This window comes from Maritalea mobilis, assembly GCF_004363175.1.
Taxonomy (GTDB): Bacteria; Pseudomonadota; Alphaproteobacteria; order Rhizobiales; family Devosiaceae; genus Maritalea; species Maritalea mobilis.
On the sequence record NZ_SNYR01000002.1, the window covers coordinates 525,852 to 540,096 of the forward strand.

The following is a 14,245-nucleotide window of genomic DNA, read 5'->3' on the forward strand; positions in this document are numbered from 1 at the left end:
CGAAACTACTTTCAATGGCCAAAAATTTGGGGAGGAAACTGAATGCGGCGCGTTAAATCGGCCATTAAATGGATTATTGGGGCCTTGTTGGTTTTAAGTGTGGGCGCCTTTGGCTTTCTGCTGGTGGCTCCGCCTGATCTTTTGCGGGTTGGCACCAATTATGCTGCAAAAATTGTTTGCTCAAATGTGTTCATTGCCAATCGCGATGCACAAATGGTGTTGCGCGAAGACGTACAAGCGCCGGGACACCCCTTATTGCGCCATGTTCGCCTTGATGTGGATGAGGATCAAAAGCAGGTCACCGCGCGTCTGTTTGGTATTTTTGCACCCGGCACGGCCGCTTATCGTGATGGTTTGGGCTGTGCGGCCCTCCCCTCAAATGATCGCGACCATCTCGCAGATATGAGTTTGACCCGCCCAGAATTTGCACAGTTTGATGCGAATGCCATTTGGCCAACGGGCGATAAGGTGATCCAAGCCCAAAGCGAGCGCCTGCAAGATTTGTTGGATAATTCTGCCTTGGTTGGCCCCAATATGCGGGCGACAATTATTGTACATAAGGGGCGCATTGTGGCTGAACGTTATGGCGAAGGCTTTGACGCACAGACCTCGTTAATCGGCTGGTCCATGACCAAGACCGTAAACGCCGCCCTAGTTGGCGCTTTGCTGACTGACGACTTCACCTTAAACCGCGCTGATTTGATGACCAATTGGCACAATGATACCCGCGCCAATATCAGCCTCAAAATGCTGATGGGCATGGAAAGTGGATTGGCGTGGAACGAAGATTATGGCGACGTTTCTGACGTGACGCGCATGCTTTATCTTAGCGAGGACGCAGCGGCATTTGCTGCGGGCAAAGAGCTGCAGGATGATGTGGGCAATGCCAAGTTTGAGTATTCTTCCGGCACCAGTGTTGTGCTGTCGCGCATTTGGCAAAACCAGCTTGGGCGCAACTCACTCTTATGGCCTGACCGTGCTTTGTTTGAACCTCTGGGCATGCGCAGCGCAGTGTTCGAGGCAGATGCAAGCGGCACCTTTATGGGCTCATCCTACCTTTATGCCACAGCGCAGGATTGGGCGCGATTTGGCTTGATGATGGCCAATGGCGGCCAGTGGAATGGCAAGCAAATTTTGCCTGAATCATTTTACGATTTCATGGTGTCGCCCACGCCAAAATCTGTGACCCCATGGGGAGAAAATGAATATGGCCAAGGCCAATTGTGGCTGCACGGCCCGCGCGGGCAAACGCCCGACCAACTTGATCCGGATGCTGGCTTTGGCTTGCCTGAAGATATGATTTGGATGTTGGGCCATGACGGACAATCCATTGCCATCAGCCGGGAGGCAGAATTGGTGGTGGTGCGCATGGGGCTAACGCCATCGCGCTGGGGCTATAAACCGCAGCCGCTTGTCGCATCTGCTTTGGAAGTGCTTCGCGACTAACCGCTCGGCGTTAGTGGGTATCGCCCGCTTGCACCTGAATATCGTCTCCCGTGTGAGCGGCGGCGGCCCAAATAGCACGTTCCAACGCTTCGGTCATCTGCGCGAGTGGCAAATGCGGCATTTCGTGATCGTCTTGCGCTAAATTTTCTGTGGCCTGTGGCACGTGCACAAAGCCTGCACGCACATTTGGACGATGCTGCGCACAGGCATGCATCAGGCCATACATGAGGTGGTTACAAACAAATGTACCTGCGCTGAACGACACGCTGGCGGGCACCAGATGCCCCATTTCCTTCACCATCAGATTGATTGGCAGCGAGGAGAAATAGGCCGCTGGCCCGTCCGCGTCGATTGGCTCACCTTTGGGTTGATGGCCCTGATTATCTGCGATGCGAAAATCATCAAAATTTATCGCCACTTTTTCAGGCGTGATGTCCGCTCGGCCCGCCGCGAGGCCCAAGGCCACCACCAATTGTGGATCATGCATGTCGAGCAAATCGCGCATTTGATCAATCGCGGTAAAACGGGCGACGGGCAAAATGGCGCTAACAATTTGAGCGCCATTATGGGTTTCGCCATCCAGTGCCAAGGCCAATTGCTGCGCCGGGTTAGTGGTTTCGCCTCCAAAGGGCTCAAACCCAGTCAGCAATATTTTCATTGTTTTTGCCTATTCAGCCAATCCGCCCATCAACACATATTTTAATTCAAGATAGTCGTCGAGGCCATAGTGAGAACCTTCTCGACCTAGACCAGATTGCTTTACACCCCCAAATGGCGCCTCCACGGCGGAAGTGACACCTTCATTCACGCCCACAATGCCGCATTCTAGCGCTTCTGCAACGCGCCAGACGCGGCCCAAATCTTTCGAGAAGAAGTAACCAGCCAAGCCAAATTCGGAATCGTTGGCCAAGGTAATTGCGTCTGCCTCATCTTTAAATTTGATCACCGGGGCCACGGGGCCAAAAATTTCCTCGCGCAGAACGCGGGCATTTCGGCTAACATCGCGCAAAATTGTTGGATTGTAGAACAGGTCGCCCTTATCGCTTTTGCTGCCACCGATGGTGGCGCTTGCGCCTTTTTCAATGGCGTCTGCCACAAGCTCTTCAACTTTGGCTACGGCTTCCGTGTTGATCAGCGGGCCGAGCGCCACATCGCTCTCAAACGCACCGCCAACTTTCAGCTCTGCAGCTTTGGCACTGAATTTCTCCACGAACGCATCATAAATGCCGGCTTGCACGTAAATTCGGTTGGCACAAACACAGGTTTGGCCAGAGTTCCTATATTTAGACATTAGGGCGCCATCAACAGCGCGGTCCAAATCCGCATCGTCAAACACGATAAAGGGTGCATTGCCCCCCAGCTCCAGTGAGAGCTTTTTTATGGTTTCCGCCCCGTTGCGCATGATAATGCGACCCACTTCAGTTGAGCCGGTAAAGGACACTTTCGCCACATCCTGATGGGTGGTCAGCACTTGGCCAACTTCTTGTGCTTTGCTGGTGGTGACAATATTGATCACCCCTTCCGGCACGCCAGCCAGTTTGGCCATTTGCGCCAGTGCAAGGGCAGATAGCGGGGTATCCTCTGCGGGCTTAATCACAATGGGACAACCTGCGGCAAGCGCGGGTGCAGCCTTGCGCGCGATCATCGCATTTGGGAAGTTCCACGGTGTGATGGCCGCCACAACGCCAACGGGTTGTTTCATCACCAGAATGCGGGCGTCGCCTTTTGCACTTGGGATTAAATCGCCATAGGTGCGACGGGCTTCCTCAGCAAACCATTCAATATAGGCCGCGCCATAGCGGATTTCGCCAAGCGCTTCGGCCAACGGCTTGCCCTGCTCAGTGGACAATAGTTCTGCCAATTCTTGTTCATGCTCGATCACAATGTCGAACCAACGGCGCATAATTTCGCACCGCTCTTTCGCGGTTTTTGCAGCCCACGGCTTCAGCGCGGCTTTGGCAGAAGCGATTGCCTTTTCCGCATCCCGTGCAGTGCAGTCGCTAATCTGGGTAATGGTTTCACCCGTGGCCGGATTGATCACTGCAAATTGCGCACCATCACTGCTGTCGACCGACGCGCCATTGATAAATGCTTTTTGATGAAGAACCTGATCGAACGCCATTTTATCCCCTGCCTTCTTGTGCCATATCGGACGGCAATCATTCCCTATTGCGGGGCAGGCTAGCGTGTGACTTTATCAGTGTCATTACTCAAATGACCGTTTTATATGATCATTTTGAATGTCTTAGTCACAAATATTGATGGTTGGGATCACATCAATGATTTATCGCGTAGTTTGGGACAGAATGGGCAACCCGTTTCAAGGTCACAGGGCATAATGTGACAATCAATTGGTGCTTGTGCCATTTCCCAAAGACGCCATAGCTTTGACCGTCGGCCAGACTTTACAATGATCAATGCGTCTTTATGCTGTCCTAAAAGCTGATGGACTTCCACAATATCGTTGCTGGCGATGACTTGACAGTGATCAAACTCGTGTTCAAAACGCGCTGCAGCGCGGAAGGCACCGTCCATGCCGACGATTAAGTCGCAGTGCGGCGCAACCGCACGAATAATTTGCCGATATGCCCGCGACCCCGTATTTCCAGTGTCTGAAATTTGCCCCAACACCAGAACCGTTTTGCCCTTTTTGATTTGGGCGACATCAGTCGCGAATAATTTCGTCGCCCAATATGGAGCCTTAAATGCATCCATCAAATAGGTTTGGCCGGAGACGGTTTGATGGACGCTCATATGGTTCATCATCGGTTCTAGTTCGGCCAACTTTTCGATGGCTGGTCCCAATGGCAGCCCTTTCGCGTGAATAGCTGCAAGTGCTGCCAATATGCTGGTCAACAGCAAGCTGCCAACAAACTTTGTCGACACATCAAACTGCTCTTGCCCTGCAAATAATTTGAACTGCAAACGAGACTGCCAATTGGCGCTGATGATCTCTGCCCGAATGTCCGCATCCTTATGCAGTCCATAAGTGACGATGTTCTTTTGGTCTTTGCGCAGTGCTGACAAACCAGCAAGGTGCGCGTCATCAATGTTTAGGCATGCAACGCCATCGGGCTTCAGTGCGGTGATGAGTTTGGACTTTTCGTCCAAAATGGCTTGCTCTGTGCCGAATGCTGAAATGTGGTCACCGCCAATTGTGGTGAGGATGGCAATATCCAGCGGAATGTCGTTTATTACATAGTCTAGATATCCCGGCTCTCCACCTGAGATTTCTTGCACCCACGTTTGCTTCGGCCGTTCCAACTTGCGCAGGCCACGATAGACCCAACGCTTGGTGTTGTTGCCAAGCCCAGAGTGCACATCTTCCTTGTACGCTTCCGCCAACAATTCCGAGAGAAGTTTTGTGGTTGTGGATTTACCGCAGCTTCCTGTGATGCCGATGGTAAATGGCTCAAATTTTTCCAGTTTGCGTACAGCGTTTGATCGCTCAAACCCTCTCACCATTCGAAAATAGTAGGGCTCTAGCCGCTCTGCCAGTTTCAAATTGATTTTTTTGATGGAGATCGACATGGAACGGCCCGGGCAAATGAAGTGTTGTGTCAATGGATTAGGACAATTTCCGCCGCATCTCAATCAATTTGATCCGAATTCAACGGTCAGCCGTTGATAAAATGAAAGTGAGTTTATTATGGCACGCAAGATATTTATCTGGATCATTTTTTATCTGGCCACCATTGTGGCTGCGAGTAGCGCAGCGCTTTGGGAGATACAATCTTATTACTTCGCGTTGGAGCAGCCGTTTTTTGCGCCGCCTGCGTGGTTATTTGGTCCGGTTTGGACGATCCTTTACATCTTTATCGCCACCATCGCTTATCGCATTGTGATGGCACCGCAGAGCCATCTTAAGCCGGTATTGATTGCGCTTTGGACGTTGCAATTTGCGTTGAACACCATCTGGACGCCTAGTTTCTTTGGGGCGCAGAATTTGGGTATTGCGCTTATTTACATCAGCGCGCTCGATATTGTGGTGCTGGGCACCATGTATTTGCTGTGGTCGCGTGACCGGATCAGCTTCTGGCTGGCGGCGCCTTACATGGCCTGGATTGGCTTTGCCACGGCGCTTAATGCTGGCTTTTTCATCTTGAACGGTTAGACATCCTCCCTCCTCACCTCATGGCCCGCTGGTTGGCGGGCCATTTTTTTGCCTTCCGCCCGATTGTTGACTTTTAAAAATTAAAGTAATAGTTGAATTTCGAGCCTTTAGGGAGTGCACCATGTCGCCGCGCGCAATTTCAACTTTAGCCCGTTCACTGTCCATTTTTCTGGTGATCGCCTCTGTGCTGATCCCGGCCATGATTTTTGCCTTTGTCACCTTTGGCGACTCGCTCGAACTGTCTTTGCTTGGCAATGCAGATGTTGAGCTGCAAAAAGATGATTTCACCCCGGTGATGCGCGCGATTTTGGGACTGTTTGCCATTGGTTATCTCACCCCCCTTCTGGTGGGCTTTATGGGATTGAAGCAAACATTTGACGAAGCGGCGCAGGCGCGCTGGCTTTCAGAAAAGTCCGTTGCTGGCTTTCAGCGCTTTGCATGGGCCAATCTAGCGCTGATATGCTATGAAGTGTTTGGTGGTGCATTTTTGGTCACCTATATCCGCTTGCAGCAGATTCCCAACCAGATCTCATTTATGTTTGGGTTGACCACAGAGTTTTTCACCGCTTTGTTTATTGCCTTGGCGATTCTGGTTGTGGCGCACATTTTTGCTGCTGGCAAAACCGCTTATGAAGAGAACCAATCATTTGTTTAGGCCCGCTTTATGCCCATTGTCGTAAATCTTGATGTGATGCTGGCCAAGCGAAAAATGCGCCTTAAAACATTGTCTGAGCGGGTGGAACTGACCGAACAGAATCTCTCCATGATCAAAACGGGCAAAGCCAAGGGCATGCGCTTTGAAACATTGGCGAAAATTTGTGACGTGCTGGAGTGTCAGCCGGGTGATTTGTTGGAATATGTGCCCGAATCTGAGGATGAATAGCGCTTTCCCTCACATCTATTTGATGGATTAGGCCCCGGAAATTGCTGGTTTTTAGCCAAAATCAATTGCAATCGTTAACGGGTTCGCGTTATTGCATATATGGTCGCGAAAAAATATCTCATCAATTGACCTGCGTCATGTTGCCGGATCGCTTGCATGATAATTTGCGGCTAAGTTGGCCTTGTGAATAAGGGCCGACACGGGCATGAGAAATAGGGGACGAGTTGATGGATTATCGCGGACTTTTTGAAGACGCCATCGACACACTACGTCGTGAAAAACGCTATCGAGTATTTGCTGATTTGGAACGGGTTGCGGGCAAGTTTCCGCGGGCGGTGTTCCGCGATGCGGCAGACAATGCGCGGGAAATCACGATTTGGTGCTCCAACGATTATTTGGGCATGGGCCAAAATGATAAAGTGATCACCGCTATGCAGGAAACTGCAGGCAAGCTCGGCGCTGGCGCCGGTGGCACCCGCAATATTTCTGGCACAAACCGCCCGCTGGTTGAGCTTGAGCGTTCGCTCGCTGACCTACACAAAAAAGAAGCGGCTTTGGTGTTCACCTCCGGTTTTGTGTCCAACGAAGCGGCGATTTCGACCATTGCGCGACTGATCCCGAATTGCCTAGTGCTTTCTGACCAGTTGAACCACGCCTCCATGATTGCTGGTGTGCGCCAGTCTGGCATGGAGAAGAAAATTTTCCGCCACAACGATATGGCCCATTTGCGCGAATTGTTGGAAGCGGCGGGCAAAGATCGTCCGAAATTAATCGTGTTCGAATCAGTTTATTCTATGGATGGCGATGTTGCGCCGATCGAGCAGATTGCCGATCTTGCAGAAGAGTTTAACGCTCTCACCTATATTGATGAAGTGCATGCGGTTGGCATGTATGGCCCCCGCGGCGCAGGCATTTGCGAACGCGAAGGCTTAATGGACCGCATTGATATTATTGAAGGCACCATGGCCAAAGCTTTTGGCGTGATGGGCGGCTATATTACTGCGAGCCAGCCGATTGTGGATGCCGTGCGTTCTTATGCGTCTGAATTTATCTTTACCACTGCTTTGCCCCCTGCACTTTGCGCGGCAGCACGTGCCTCAATTGATCATTTAAAGCAATCCAGTGTTGAACGCGAAGGCCAGCAACGCCAGGCGCAGCGGACAAAAGAGATTTTGACCGAAGCAGGCCTGCCGGTGATGCCAACTGAAACACATATTGTGCCACTGATTGTGGGCGAAGCACGCGGCTGCAAAGCGGCAAGCGATATGCTTTTGGAAAAGCACAATATCTATATTCAGCCGATCAACTACCCAACTGTGCCGAAAGACACAGAGCGGCTGCGGATCACCCCAACACCGTTGCACAATGATGAGATGATCTTTGAATTGCGCGATGCCTTGTTGCAGGTTTGGGATGTGCTTGGTTTGCCGAAAAACATCGACACCTCACAATTGACTGCCCAAGCGCTCAATTCAGGTGATTTGGTGCTGCCAACTATTGGTGGCTAAGCCTTTATTCTCGCGCAGACGCACTAAGCGCCTTTAACACAGACATGGTTTGTGCCGTTTTCTCAACCGGCACAAACAAATGGTCATGGTAAAATGCCGAGACCACATTGGAGCTGATCCCATTCAGGGTGAGCGCGGTCGAGATCGCATCCAAAAATCCAACAGCTTCTAAAGCCGAGTGAATTTGCAGCGTGATGCGCTGGCAGCGAAATGTTGTGTCATAGCCTTCTGCATCCGTTTCTTTGAGGATGTAGGTCGCCCCCTCCTCCTCATCAAAGCGCATCAACGCCTTGTCTTCCAGCGCTGCATCACGCGCTTTAAGGCTGAGGAAAACCCAAATCTGTTCATCCAATTGCGGCGTCATTTCTGCCAGCAATTTGTTGAGGTCGGTTTCGCCATTGGTGGATTGATCGGACATGATACCTCCGCTTTCAATTGGGTCAGGTCGTCCTGAAGGAAAGTTCAGCGGTGGGTCGTCCCACAGAGCGAACTTTAAAACACTATGTCGAAAGCGCAAGAAAAAAGGGCGGCCCTTTAACAGGACCGCCAGTTGAGATCAGTCGAGAGGAAGCAAGATCAACTGGTCAAGACAATGCGCACCAAATCGGCTGTGTTGCGTGCGCCTAGTTTTTGCATCACCCGTGCGCGATGCACTTCGATGGTTCGGGGGGAAATGCCGAGTTCGCGGCCAGCCTCTTTGTTGGATTGGCCATTGGTGATCAATTGCAGCACCTCGCGCTCCCGCGGGGTGAGTTGGCTAAAGCCACGCACTTCAACTGGTCGATGGGAGCCAGATTGCACCGCGCCAATATGCACATTGCGTTGAAGCGCCTGGCGCACGGACCGGACCAAATGTTCAGTGTCGATGGGTTTAGTGATCACATCAGCTGCCCCCACCTTCATCGCGTCAACCGCACCGCCGATATTTTGTGATTCCGTCAGCATAAAAATGGGTGCGCCCGTGCGCATATTTTTGAATCGGGTTACTGTGGGCAGGCTATCCTCTCCGCCCACTTGCATATTGATGATCACCACATCAGGTATTTTGCGTTCAATGGAGGCCAGAAACTCCGAAATTGAGGTGGAGGCGCTGGTTTGAAACCCTTCAAGCCGGAATAAAACACCAAGTGCTTCGCAGGTGGCATTGTCTTCATCAACAATCTTCACCAACAGGTCGCGATTAAGGGCATTATGATAATAGATATTGCTGGTCATATTCCTAGTCTCCTAGGAAAAAATACTTGTTTAGGCGGAGCTGGTTGCAGCGCAAACATGTTAAACTCCAATTTGGTTTTAAGTATAGCTTCAATGCTTTAAAATGCGAAACACTGCCATATCCGTAATTATGCTTGGGGTGCGCATAATAACCAGTCCGACAAATTTCTTAGGTAAATTTTCTTAGGTACTAACCCGTATATCCTGAATTATTTCCTTTATAGGTTTATTTTCCTATATCGAATAACACAACCTTTAATTGTGCGCAAGCTTATTATCTACTGTTCTAAAACGCCCGGTTGAACGGGCTTTGCGGAAAGTGTGGAATTGGATATAGATTGAGCAAAGAGCTTGGGAGTGAGCATGGCCGACCAAAAGAATCACAAATGTGACGAATCCGCTTTGCGAATGGCGGTTGAACATTTGGGCCAAGGCATTGCCGTGTTCAATCAGGCGCGTCAGCTTGATGTGTCTAACGATCAATTTCAGCTTATTTTGGATTTGCCGCCTGCCCTTTGTGAAGCGGGCACCCATTTGGTTGATATTGTGCGGCATTTGGCAGAGCGCGGCGATTTTGGCGACGGCGACATCGGCCAATTGGCCCAAAGCCGATTGGATGACATTGAGCAAAACACGTCTGGCCTATTAGAACGCACCGGGCCGAATGGGCAATATTTGGAAGTGCGCACCCATCGCCTGCCCAATGGCGGACTGGTGATCAGCTATAACGATATTTCTGCTCGTTTTGAGGCCGAGCGCGCACTTGCGCAGGTCAATCAAAGCCTTGAAAAGCGGGTGCAAGAGCGCACAAAGGCCCTCACCCATTTGAATACGGAATTGGAACGGGCGCGGGCCAAAGCCGATGCCGCCAATTTGGACAAAACCCGATTTTTGGCCGCAGCAAGCCATGATTTGCTGCAACCGCTCAATGCGGCACGGCTCTATACCTCCACTATGGTGGAGCGCGCGCATGGCACCGATTTGGCGCGATTGGCCACCAATGTTGATGATGCTTTGGTGGCGGTGGAAGACATTATGTCGGCCCTGTTGGATATATCACGTGTCGATAGTGGCGCCATTAAGCCTGCCATTTCCACCTTCTCCATCCGCGAACTTTTGAAAAAGGTGAAGGTAGAGTTTGAACCCGCCGCCACGGCTAAGAATATTCAATTGCGCCTTGTAGGCGCGGATGCCCTGGTGAGCACAGATCGCCGCATGGTGGCGCGGGTGCTGCAAAATCTCGTTTCCAACGCGGTGAAATATACGGCTGAGGGCGGCGCGGTGTTGGTGGGCTGCCGTAAGCGCGGACGGCGGCTTCGGCTTGATGTGATTGATAATGGCATCGGCATTGATAAAGACCAGCACTCGCTGATTTTTACTGAGTTTTCACGGCTGGAGCCTGGCGCCCGCATTGCACAAGGCTTGGGCCTAGGACTCTCAATCGTGCAGCGATTTGGCCAAGCGCTAAATTTGGATGTTGAGGTGGATAGCGTGCCGGGGCGTGGGTCCCGCTTTTCGATTTATCTACCGCCATCCGCCGATGCAGCACCGCCACCACCCGCGGCAGCGCCTGCACCGCCGCCCAACGCTTCAATGGCAGGCAAGCAAATTTTGTGCGTTGATAATGAACGCGACATTTTGGATGCGATGCAGGCTTTGCTAGATGGTTGGGGCTGCGATGTGCGCATGGCACGGTCGCTGAAAGAGATTTCGCAAAAGAACCTTTTGGAAGGTTGGGTGCCCGACATTGTGTTGATGGATTACCACCTTGATCAATCCTCCGGCCTTGATGCGATCCAATGGTTGCGGCAAACGGTGGGTGGCCATTTGCCTGCCATTCTGATCACCGCTGATCGCAGCGCACAGGTGCAAAATTTGGCAGAAGAGCGCAATGTTTCTGTGCTGCCCAAACCGCTCAAGCCTGCGGCCCTGCGCGCTTTGATGTCGCGCCTAACCTGAGGCGAGTACCATGGCGGATTGGGTCTTTCTTACTTGCTATGCGCTGATGATCGGCCATGAGCTAGATGCGATACAGCAAAAGGAATGGCGCATTTTTCCCGGCACCAATCTGCTGCCCGACCAGATGGGCTTTCAAGTGTTTACCGTGCTTCATGTACCACTATTTGTGCTGCTGAACTGGCTGTTTTTCCTCGCCAGCGCTGAAGTGATGGCAAAGGCCAAAATAGGCTTTGCCATATTTGCCATTTTGCACATTGGTGCCCATTGGCTTTATCGCCATCATCAGGAATATCGCTTTCACAGCCCGCTTTCCAAATTCCTCATTTGGGCACCGGGCTGCTTTGGCTTGATCTATTTGGCGCTCACCATATTTTAGCTTGCGCCTTCGGCTTCCTCTTTGGATTTAAAGCTCACCTGCAACAGCCAATAGATCGCGGCAAGGGAAAAGCCCAACAGCACCATGATGGTGGCGCGGGCAATGCCTTCCATGCCGGAAGTATCGACCAAGAACACTTTGGCAGCGGTACATCCCGCGAAGATCAGGCCCATCCGTTTCAAGTTTTCGCTTTTCTTCCAAACCGCCTGGCCAATGAAGAAGAATGTCAGCCCCATCAACATGACTGTGTAAGTGTAAAGCTCGCCGGTGACAAAACCACGCTCGAGACTGATCAGATTTCCGTGCCAGAAATGGCGCACTTCTTGGATCATCACAAACAACGCCAACGCGGTTAGCGGATAATGAGCGGGCACTTTTTCGCGCCATTCTTCATCGGCCACAAGCCGATAAAGCCCCCAAATGACCAGCATAGGTAAGCCATAGGCCAGCATGATACTGTCGAGCGGGAATGGGCCGACAATGCGCTCGTTGGCGAACAATGGCGCATATATAATCGCACCGAACATGTTTGCGCCGCTGATCACCGCATAAAAAATCGCCATGCCATAGCGGATTTTTTGGAAGATGCCTTCGCTCACCCGCGCATATGCAACTTGTGATCCAGCCAAGATGATTGCTGCGCACGCCATTAGGCTTAGGCTGAAATGGCTAAAGGCGTCTGGTTCTGGCTGCAACAATTTCAGGATGAAGCCCGCCACAATCAGAGCGATCAGGAATAGGCCATAGCTTTCATAGCCGATGCGATATTTGCTTTGGCGTGCGATGGCATAGCCTGCGGCGCAAAGGGCCAGCAGCGACAGCAATGCGATCAACATTTGCCCTATGCTCGCCTGCCACAGCAATTGTGGATACAGCACCGTTACCGCGGTGACCAATGAGATGCCGACAAAGCCATTCGCCAGATAGCGCGAGAATTTGAATTCGAAGCGCAGCGCCAAGCCCATAAGGGTATGCGACAGTCCGGCCACGATATGCGGCAGCCATTCGACTTCCACGCGGCTGGCCAACATTGAAAAGGCGATCACATGGGCAGCGATGGCGAACATATCCGCGCCAAATTTAGCACTTTGTGTTTTGCGCGCCAGCAAAGCGGCCATGCCCGCAATGTATGTCATGCTGAGCAACATCAGTGCCAGCAATTCACCTTGATCAGACAAAAGGCCTTCGCGCTGCAAATTGGTAAGCTGCAACATCACGAATAGCGTGGGGAACAGGGCAGCAATCACCATCCAATATTTTGGGCGCACAGACGTTGGCGCACGCACAAAGGCAGCTGCGAAATAGAAAATTGCGGGCAGAATAATCAAGAACAGATTTGCCGCGCTCGCCGCGCCAAAGGCCTGTTCAAAGATATAGCTTTGACCCTCATCTGCAATCACGACCAACAAGGCAAAGCCAACAATAGAGGCAAGCTGATCGAGATTTTGCGCGCGGGCGCACATGTAAATGGCGAAGAACGCGAACAGGATCAAAACAGAGGATTGCGCAACACTTTCGATCTGCCCATTGATCGGCAGATAGGCCATAAACAACATGCTGATGCCTGCGCCTAACACCGCCAAGACAGTGGGGTAGGATGTTGAGAGATTTTGCAAGTTCGGCACATTCAGCATCGATGTATCTTCGCATTTAGGCGGCAAATTGAATGCTGGGATGCCGATCAATGAAAGTGCAATAACGCCCAAATAAATGGATAGCCAAAGCCCAGCACCATCTAGGGTGAGCAGCGGCACAGTCCACATCAGGGCCAGCCCCGTGGCGAAGGCGGAAAGCCAAATCCATTTTTGCACGCGCTCCACGAGAAGCGCAGCCAAGAATACGCCTAAAAGATAGATGATCATGGTGGGCGATAGAGTGCCGCCGCTCACGAGCAAGGGCGACACAAACGCGCCCAACACGCCAATCACAGACACAATTGGCCCGAAGCGCAGGCCCAAGCCAATGGCGGCAACCGCCACCCCTGCTATCGAAGCAAAGGCCAGCAAGCCTTGGGTGTAGCCATAAAGCATGTGCGTGGCCAAGGCCGTGCCAAACAATATGGCAAGTGCCGCCCCGGCAAAGGCTGCGGGTACGGAATAAAATCCGTGCAGTTCTGCAAATGGTTTTGAGCGCAAATGGTTGGCAAATGCCAACAGGCCAAAGCCGAACAGGGTGGCGATGCCCAACCGCACGCTTGGCGGAATAAGATTGTTCTCAATGCTATATTGAATGAAATAAAGCCCGCCGAGTGCCAGCGATAGTGCGGCCAGCCAAATCACCCAATTGGCTTTGAAGTTTGCAAGCGCGCGATCGAAAAAGCTTGGCCCCTTTTTCTCGGGTGCTTTTTTCGCTGCAGGTTGCTCAACCTTGCTTTCTTGCTTGGCCATGCCCGCTGGCATGGGCCGCTGATATGGGGCGGCGGCTGGCTCTGGCTTCTCCTCCTGTGCCTGAACTGGCGGCGCGGCATTCTGCCAAGAGCTATCTTCTTCGGCTTCCGGCTCCTCGCGCTCAGCGACAAATTCTGCCTCTGCTTCTGTTGGCGCCACGCCTGCTTTTTTGAGAAGACTAATCTCAATCTCGTGCCGCTGAACAAGCTGCTTTAAAGATTTGATCTCACGTTCATTTTGTTTTGAACGAACATGGCTAAAAATAATGATCAGAAAGCCGACGAGGAAAAGAAGCTCAAACATAAAAACCATAGCGCTAATAAACTAGCGCTATAGCTGCCAAGCTTTTGCCTTCAG

At 51.7% G+C, this 14,245-nt stretch carries 13 protein-coding genes; 7 read left to right on the forward strand and 6 right to left on the reverse strand.

Annotated elements, in window-relative coordinates; genetic code table 11:
• Nucleotides 1-42 precede the first annotated feature (42 nt).
• The gene (locus ATL17_RS10390; RefSeq protein WP_133572727.1) at nt 43-1,446 is read left to right on the forward strand and encodes a serine hydrolase domain-containing protein; all 1,404 of its coding nucleotides are present in this window, start codon (nt 43-45) and stop codon (nt 1,444-1,446) included.
• A 10-nt stretch (nt 1,447-1,456) separates the two neighbouring features.
• Here the strand turns inward: ATL17_RS10390 and pcp are convergent, their stop codons facing one another.
• The 3 genes from pcp to ATL17_RS10405 form a co-directional block, all read right to left on the reverse strand.
• Complete coding sequence (gene pcp, locus ATL17_RS10395) at nt 1,457-2,104, reverse strand: pyroglutamyl-peptidase I (protein ID WP_133572728.1); 648 nt, start codon at nt 2,102-2,104, stop codon at nt 1,457-1,459.
• 9 nt (nt 2,105-2,113) lie between these two features.
• Nucleotides 2,114-3,568, reverse strand: a complete 1,455-nt coding sequence (locus ATL17_RS10400) for an NAD-dependent succinate-semialdehyde dehydrogenase (RefSeq protein WP_133572729.1) — start codon at nt 3,566-3,568, stop codon at nt 2,114-2,116.
• A 149-nt stretch (nt 3,569-3,717) separates the two neighbouring features.
• A complete protein-coding gene (locus tag ATL17_RS10405) occupies nt 3,718-4,977 on the reverse strand; it encodes a Mur ligase family protein (RefSeq protein WP_133572730.1) in 1,260 nt (419 codons plus the stop codon).
• A 118-nt stretch (nt 4,978-5,095) separates the two neighbouring features.
• On the opposite strand from ATL17_RS10405, the gene ATL17_RS10410 reads away from it, so the two are divergent.
• From ATL17_RS10410 to hemA, 4 genes are all read left to right on the forward strand, one after another.
• Nucleotides 5,096-5,560, forward strand: coding sequence for a TspO/MBR family protein (locus ATL17_RS10410; protein WP_133572731.1), 465 nt, complete (start codon nt 5,096-5,098; stop codon nt 5,558-5,560).
• A gap of 121 nt (nt 5,561-5,681) precedes the next feature.
• Nucleotides 5,682-6,215, forward strand: a complete 534-nt coding sequence (locus tag ATL17_RS10415) for a DUF2975 domain-containing protein (RefSeq protein WP_133572732.1) — start codon at nt 5,682-5,684, stop codon at nt 6,213-6,215.
• A 9-nt stretch (nt 6,216-6,224) separates the two neighbouring features.
• Nucleotides 6,225-6,443: a helix-turn-helix domain-containing protein gene (locus ATL17_RS10420; RefSeq protein WP_133572733.1), complete on the forward strand. Its 219-nt coding sequence runs from the start codon at nt 6,225-6,227 to the stop codon at nt 6,441-6,443.
• Between the two features lie 227 nt (nt 6,444-6,670).
• Nucleotides 6,671-7,951, forward strand: coding sequence for a 5-aminolevulinate synthase (hemA, locus tag ATL17_RS10425; RefSeq protein WP_133572734.1), 1,281 nt, complete (start codon nt 6,671-6,673; stop codon nt 7,949-7,951).
• A 4-nt stretch (nt 7,952-7,955) separates the two neighbouring features.
• Here hemA and ATL17_RS10430 read toward each other — a convergent pair whose 3' ends face one another.
• Together ATL17_RS10430 and ATL17_RS10435 are read right to left on the reverse strand one after the other, a co-directional pair.
• Entirely contained in the window at nt 7,956-8,369 is a 414-nt protein-coding gene (locus ATL17_RS10430; RefSeq protein ID WP_133572735.1) for an ACT domain-containing protein, read from the reverse strand.
• 158 nt (nt 8,370-8,527) lie between these two features.
• Complete coding sequence (locus ATL17_RS10435; protein ID WP_133572736.1) at nt 8,528-9,166, reverse strand: response regulator transcription factor; 639 nt, start codon at nt 9,164-9,166, stop codon at nt 8,528-8,530.
• A gap of 363 nt (nt 9,167-9,529) precedes the next feature.
• Here ATL17_RS10435 and ATL17_RS10440 point away from each other — a divergent pair, with 363 nt between their 5' ends.
• Entirely contained in the window at nt 9,530-11,125 is a 1,596-nt protein-coding gene (locus ATL17_RS10440; RefSeq protein ID WP_133572737.1) for an ATP-binding response regulator, read from the forward strand.
• Between the two features lie 10 nt (nt 11,126-11,135).
• A complete protein-coding gene (locus ATL17_RS10445; RefSeq protein ID WP_133572738.1) occupies nt 11,136-11,501 on the forward strand; it encodes a DUF6713 family protein in 366 nt (121 codons plus the stop codon).
• Here the strand turns inward: ATL17_RS10445 and ATL17_RS10450 are convergent.
• On the reverse strand, nt 11,498-14,191 hold the full coding sequence (locus ATL17_RS10450) for a DUF2339 domain-containing protein (RefSeq protein ID WP_166638999.1): 2,694 nt from the start codon (nt 14,189-14,191) through the stop codon (nt 11,498-11,500). The genes ATL17_RS10445 and ATL17_RS10450 overlap by 4 nt on opposite strands.
• Nucleotides 14,192-14,245: the final 54 nt, after the last annotated feature.

What these genes read in the sequence shown, in the direction of transcription:
- hemA (WP_133572734.1), top strand. Translation starts at nt 6,671, where the DNA reads ATGGATTATCGCGGACTTTTTGAAGACGCCATCGACACACTACGTCGT.
- ATL17_RS10420 (WP_133572733.1), top strand. Translation starts at nt 6,225, where the DNA reads ATGCCCATTGTCGTAAATCTTGATGTGATGCTGGCCAAGCGAAAAATG.
- ATL17_RS10435 (WP_133572736.1), bottom strand. Translation starts at nt 9,166, where the DNA reads ATGACCAGCAATATCTATTATCATAATGCCCTTAATCGCGACCTGTTG.
- ATL17_RS10445 (WP_133572738.1), top strand. Translation starts at nt 11,136, where the DNA reads ATGGCGGATTGGGTCTTTCTTACTTGCTATGCGCTGATGATCGGCCAT.
- ATL17_RS10430 (WP_133572735.1), bottom strand. Translation starts at nt 8,369, where the DNA reads ATGTCCGATCAATCCACCAATGGCGAAACCGACCTCAACAAATTGCTG.
- pcp (WP_133572728.1), bottom strand. Translation starts at nt 2,104, where the DNA reads ATGAAAATATTGCTGACTGGGTTTGAGCCCTTTGGAGGCGAAACCACT.
- ATL17_RS10400 (WP_133572729.1), bottom strand. Translation starts at nt 3,568, where the DNA reads ATGGCGTTCGATCAGGTTCTTCATCAAAAAGCATTTATCAATGGCGCG.
- ATL17_RS10390 (WP_133572727.1), top strand. Translation starts at nt 43, where the DNA reads ATGCGGCGCGTTAAATCGGCCATTAAATGGATTATTGGGGCCTTGTTG.
- ATL17_RS10415 (WP_133572732.1), top strand. Translation starts at nt 5,682, where the DNA reads ATGTCGCCGCGCGCAATTTCAACTTTAGCCCGTTCACTGTCCATTTTT.
- ATL17_RS10410 (WP_133572731.1), top strand. Translation starts at nt 5,096, where the DNA reads ATGGCACGCAAGATATTTATCTGGATCATTTTTTATCTGGCCACCATT.
- ATL17_RS10405 (WP_133572730.1), bottom strand. Translation starts at nt 4,977, where the DNA reads ATGTCGATCTCCATCAAAAAAATCAATTTGAAACTGGCAGAGCGGCTA.
- ATL17_RS10440 (WP_133572737.1), top strand. Translation starts at nt 9,530, where the DNA reads ATGGCCGACCAAAAGAATCACAAATGTGACGAATCCGCTTTGCGAATG.
- ATL17_RS10450 (WP_166638999.1), bottom strand. Translation starts at nt 14,191, where the DNA reads ATGTTTGAGCTTCTTTTCCTCGTCGGCTTTCTGATCATTATTTTTAGC.